Raw genomic sequence first — 5,078 nt, forward strand, 5'->3', positions numbered from 1 at the left:
CGACATCGCCGGCCGCCCGGTCCGGCCGCCGGGGGATGCGCAGCGGGCAGAGCCAGATCGGCTCGATCGGCACCTCGGCCAGGAACCACCGCAGGAACTCCGCCGTGCGCTCGACGGGAATCTCCACGTCCTGCACCACGCGCTCGAACGGCGGCCGGCCGTGCAGCGCCTCCAGGCGGTCCGCGATGTCGAACCGGCGGTCCAGCGCGACCAGCTTCCAGTAGACCGAACTGCGCTTGAGCGGCCGGGGCCAGAGCCGCCGGATCGCCGGGACCTGCGCGCCGAACGCCCGCGAGCACCAGAACCAGTCGGTGTCCCACCGCCACAGGTAGTCGTGGACGGTCAGGCGGTCGGTCGGGCGTTCCCGGATCGACCGGTAGTAGATCTGCCGGCCGGTGTAGTCGCTGGTCGGGCCGGGTTCGTCGGTCAGCCGCCCGAGCGTCAGGTACTGCTCGTCGGCCGTGAAGACGACCCCGTCGAGGTAGTCGACCCGCTCGCCGTCGTGCTCCCGGGCGACGCTGATCGCGGCCAGGGCGGCCGCCAGCTCGGCGAGATCGTCGAACCGCAGGTGACGCAGGGCGACGAAGCGCCGGACCGGCTCCAGCCGCACCCTCAGCCGGGTGGCGTAGCCCAGGCTGCCGTACGAGTTGGCGAACCCGTAGTACAGGTCATCGTGCGGGCCGCCGGGCGCGGCGGTGACGACATCTCCGGCGCCGGTGAGGATGTCCATCACCACGATGTCGTCGTAGACCACCCCGCTGCGGAACGCGCCGGATTCGATGCCCCCACCGGTCGCCGCGCCGCCGACGGTGATGGTCTTGAGCTGCGGGACGATCAGCGGGGCCAGCCCGTGGGGCAGGGTGGCCGCCACCAGGTCCTCGTAGGTGCACATCCCGCCGACGTCCGCGGTGCGCGCGGCCGGGTCGACCGCCAGCACCCCGGACAGCCCGGAGACGTCAAGGCCGGGGGCGCCGGTGCGGCCGCGGGCCCGGAACAGGTTCGAGGTCCGCTTGGCCAGCCGCACCCGCCGGTCCGTCGGGATGGCGCGGTAGCTGGCGACCAGCCGCCGCAGGCCCGGGGCGTAGGCCGGATCGGCGGCCCGGGCCGACCAGGTGTCGACCGGGGCCGGCGCCTCGGTAGGAGCGGTTCCATCGGACACGGCCCACATGCCACACAAGTTAGTCCCGCTATATGACGCCCGGTTCACCCGGGCTAGGTGAGCGGCGTCCCATTTGTCTTGTCAGGGTGGTTCGACGGTTCGTCCGGGCCGGTCGGACGGCCCGGCCGGCCCGGGGCGCGGTCCGGGTGTCGGTGGTCCCGCTGACCGTCCGGTCAGCCTTCGCGCCCCTTCTCGGCCTTCTCCTGGGCCTGCAGCCGGGCGACGACGTGGTCGGGTGCCGGAGCGTGCCGCAGGTACTGCGTGCGGTAGCTGCCGGTGCCGTGGGCCAGCGAGCGCAGTTCGATGGCGTACCGGACGAACTCCAGCTCCGGCACGTCGGCCTGCACGGAGGACCGGCCGTCGCCGGCCGATTCGGTGCCCCGGACCCGCCCGCGCCTGGCCGCCAGGTCGGCCAGGATCGCGCCGACGTACTCGTCGTCCACGGTGATCGTCACGGAGTTCATCGGCTCGAGCAGCTGGATGCCGGCCGCCTGCGCGGCCTCCCGCAGGGCCAGCGATCCGGCGAGCTGGAACGCTGCGTCGGAGGAGTCGACGCTGTGCGCCTTCCCGCCGACCAGGGTCACCCGCACGTCGACCATGGGGTGCCCGGTCACTCCCTTGTCCAGCTGGGCGCGGACACCCTTCTCCACGCTCGGGATGAACTGGCGGGGGACGGCGCCTCCGACCACCCGGTCCACGAACTCGAACCCGCCGCCCTCGGGCAGCGGTTCGACCTCGATCTGCGCGACCGCGTACTGGCCGTGCCCACCGGACTGCTTGACGTGCCGGCCGAGTCCGTTGCCGGCCTGCCGGATGGTCTCCCGCATCGCCACCCGTACCGGGGACACGGCCACCTCCAGCCCCGCGCGGGTGCGGAGACGGTCGAGCAGCACCTCCAGTTGCTGCTCACCCATCGTCCACATCAGCAGCTGACCGGTCGCCGGATTGACCTCGACCCGCACCGTCGGATCCTCGGCCTGCAGCCGGGCCAGACCCTGCACGAGCTTGTCCTCGTCGCTCGAGGTGCGGGCCGAGATGGCCACGGGCAGCAGCGGTTCGGGCATCACCCAGGGAGCCAGCACGGCCGGGTCGGCCGGGTCCGAGAGGGTGTCGCCGGTTTCGGCATGGGAGAGCCGGGCGACCGAGACGATGTCGCCGGCGACCGCCCGGCCGACCGGGGACAGGGTTGCGCCCAACGGCCGGGAGATCGCGCCGGCCCGCTCGTCCAGATCGTGCTCGGCGTGCCACGCCTCGTCCTTGGGGTGGCCGGAGAAGCGCGCGAAATGGCCGGACACGTGGACCGGGACGTCCGGCAGCAGGGTGCCGGAGAACACCCGGACGATCGAGATCCGACCGACGTACGGATCGGTCGTCGTCTTGACCACCTCGGCGACCAGCGGGCCGTCCGAGCGGCCGGTCAGCGGTTCGCGGTCGGCACCGGCCGGGGTGTAGACCGGCGGCAGGACGTGCTCCTCGGGGTGCGGCAGGCCGCGTCCGATCACCTCGATCAGTTCGGACACGCCGAGCCCGGTGGTCGGCACGCAGGGGATGACCGGGTGGAAGGTGCCGTGCGCGACCGCGGTCTCCAGGTCGTCGACCACGGTGTCGAAGCCGACCTGCTCACCGGCCAGGTAGCGGTCGAGCAGCCCGTCGTCCTCCGATTCGGTGATGACGGCCTCGATCAGCGCCTCCCGCGTGGACGAGATCGACTTCCGCTCCTCCTCGCCCGCCGGCCGCGCGGCCCGGCGACCGCCGGACAGGTCGTAGACGGTCTGCGAGAGCAGGCCGATCAGCGCCGTCGGCGGTTCCCCGATCGGGGAGTCGACCGGCAGGTACAGCGGGTGCACGCCGTCGCCGAACGCGAGCTGGCAGCTCTCCACCGCGGCCGCGAAGTCGCCGCGCGGCTGGTCGATGTGGGTCACCACGACGGCCCGCGGCATGCCGACCGCCGCGCACTCCTGCCACAGCATCCGGGTCGCGCCGTCCACGACGCCGCCGGCCGCCGCGGTGTCGGTGGCCGAGACGACGAACAGGGCGGCGTCCGCGGCGCGCAGCCCGGCCCGCAACTCGCCGACGAAGTCGGCGTGCCCGGGGGTGTCGATCAGGTTGATCCGGACCGGCCCATCCACCTCCGGCACGTCGGTGGCCCCCAACCGGGCCACCCACCCCCAAACCCAACCGCCCACCCCACGCCGGTCTTTTGGGTGCCCCCCCCGCTCCACCCCCACAGCGACACCGACCGGCCCAGCCGCTTCTCGACCTCCTCGACATCGCCGATGGTGCTTCCGCTCTCGATCGAGCCGAGCCGGCCGATCACGCCCGTCGCCAGTGCGACGGCGTCCACCAGCAGGGTCTTGCCGGCCCCGCCGGGGCCGACCAGCACGACGTTGCGGACCTGTTCGGCGGTGGTCGCGCCGCCGTCGCGGGCACCCTGGGTCATCGGGGCGACCCCGGTCCCGGCCGGCCGGCGGCCTCGCCGCACCGGGGCGCAGCGGGACGGTCGTCACCGACCCGGAGGCATGGGGGTTCATGAGTTCTCATGCGTGACCACCTCTGCTGGGCCCGGGCCACGACCCTGCGCCGCGGCGATGTCGGCCTCTCCACCGGCAAGCTTGCCAGGGGTCCGGCCGACCGCAACCGGGCGCGACGACGACCGATCCGGCCCCCGAGTCGCGGCGGGAAGTGGTTGTCTGGAGAGACGGAGGCCGTTGGGCCCCGCCTCACCGTCGAGGAAAGGAACCGTCGATGACCGATCACCACGGCCCGCCGGCGTCCGGCGCCGGTCACCGCGAAGGTGACCCGGCGGGCGTGACGCCCGACTTCGCCCGCGAGAACGTCGATCCGGACGACCGCTCGGGCCCGGCCGGCGAGGCTCCCGAGCCGACGTTCGCCACCAAGGACATCGACCCGCACGAACCGGATCCGATCCCGCCGGGCACGCCGTCGTTCGCCACCCGGGACATCGACCCGGCCGAGCCCGATCCCGTCGATCCGGACCGGCCGTCCTACGCCACCCGCGACGTCGATCCGGCCGAGGGACGGCACCGGCGGCCCGAGTAGGGGTGCTCGGACCGCCGCGGTGTCGGCGTCGCCGACCCCGCCGGGGGAGCAGTGTCGGGTGCTCGATGGTGGCCTCGCCGGCCGGCCCGGGGGTCATGTGGCCCCCGGTGGGCCGGTCCTCGTACCGGCCCCCGGTCCGGTCAGCGGCCGGTCAGCGGGCCGGTCAGCGGGCCGGTCAGCGGCCGGTCACCGGGCCGAGGTTCACCGGCTCCCCGGCGGGCTCTGCAGCGGGCTCCACGGCGGGCTTCACAACGGGCTCGGGAAGCAGGCACCGGGCCAGATCGAGGGCCACCGGCTCGGGCAGGTCGGGGACGTCGTAGTGCTGGGCGCCGGCGCCGGTGGTCGCGATCAGGGTGGCCAGGCCCGCGCGACGCTGGAAGAACGAACGGCGGACGGTCACCCCCACGATGCCGTCGACGGCCAGCACCGTGCGCCGTCGGGCCAGTGAACCGACCTGGACGACCAGATGGTCGTCGACGACCGCGTGACCGAGGTGGCGATACCGGTCGGCGGCCAGCGGGACGGCGGCCACGATCAGCAGGGCCCAGAGGGTCAGGAGCGGGGTGGGCACCCCGGCCCACCAGGTCAGCGCGGCGAGCCCGGCGGCCACCGGCAGCGTGCCGGCCAGGGCCCGGGTGTACCGGCGCCGGCGGGCGGCCGGGCCGTGCCGCAGCAGCGGGGTGTCCACCAGACGGTCACCGGCCCGCCCCCGGCTCAGCACCGCGGCCTCCACCCGGCGCACCTCCCCGGCCGGCGCCGGCGGCATCAGCAGCGCCCCGCCGCCGTCGCCGGCCGGACCGGCGTCGTCCCCGCCGGCGCGGCGCAGTCCGGTGGCGATCGCGTGCAGTCGCGCGCCGCC

3 protein-coding genes and 1 pseudogene are annotated in these 5,078 nt (G+C 74.5%); 1 reads left to right on the top strand and 3 read right to left on the bottom strand.

Annotation, left to right across the window (positions count from 1 at the left end; translation table 11 throughout):
* Positions 1 to 1,072: FAD-binding protein (locus tag ACOJUF_RS07540; RefSeq protein WP_420121245.1), on the bottom strand; the 1,072-nt coding region annotated here is incomplete at its 3' end.
* Positions 1,073 to 1,332: 260 nt separating this feature from the next.
* Positions 1,333 to 3,599 (bottom strand): annotated as a pseudogene (locus tag ACOJUF_RS07545) (elongation factor G-like protein EF-G2).
* Between the two features lie 305 nt (positions 3,600 to 3,904).
* On the opposite strand from ACOJUF_RS07545, the gene ACOJUF_RS07550 reads away from it, so the two are divergent.
* Positions 3,905 to 4,219, top strand: coding sequence for a hypothetical protein (locus ACOJUF_RS07550; RefSeq protein ID WP_420121243.1), 315 nt, complete (start codon positions 3,905 to 3,907; stop codon positions 4,217 to 4,219).
* 175 nt (positions 4,220 to 4,394) lie between these two features.
* Here ACOJUF_RS07550 and ACOJUF_RS07555 read toward each other — a convergent pair.
* Positions 4,395 to 5,078, bottom strand: a 684-nt coding sequence (locus ACOJUF_RS07555) for a PH domain-containing protein (protein ID WP_420121244.1), incomplete at its 5' end; no start/stop codon positions are given.

The organism is Nakamurella sp. (assembly GCF_048594475.1).
Lineage (GTDB): Bacteria > Actinomycetota > Actinomycetes > Mycobacteriales > Nakamurellaceae > Nakamurella.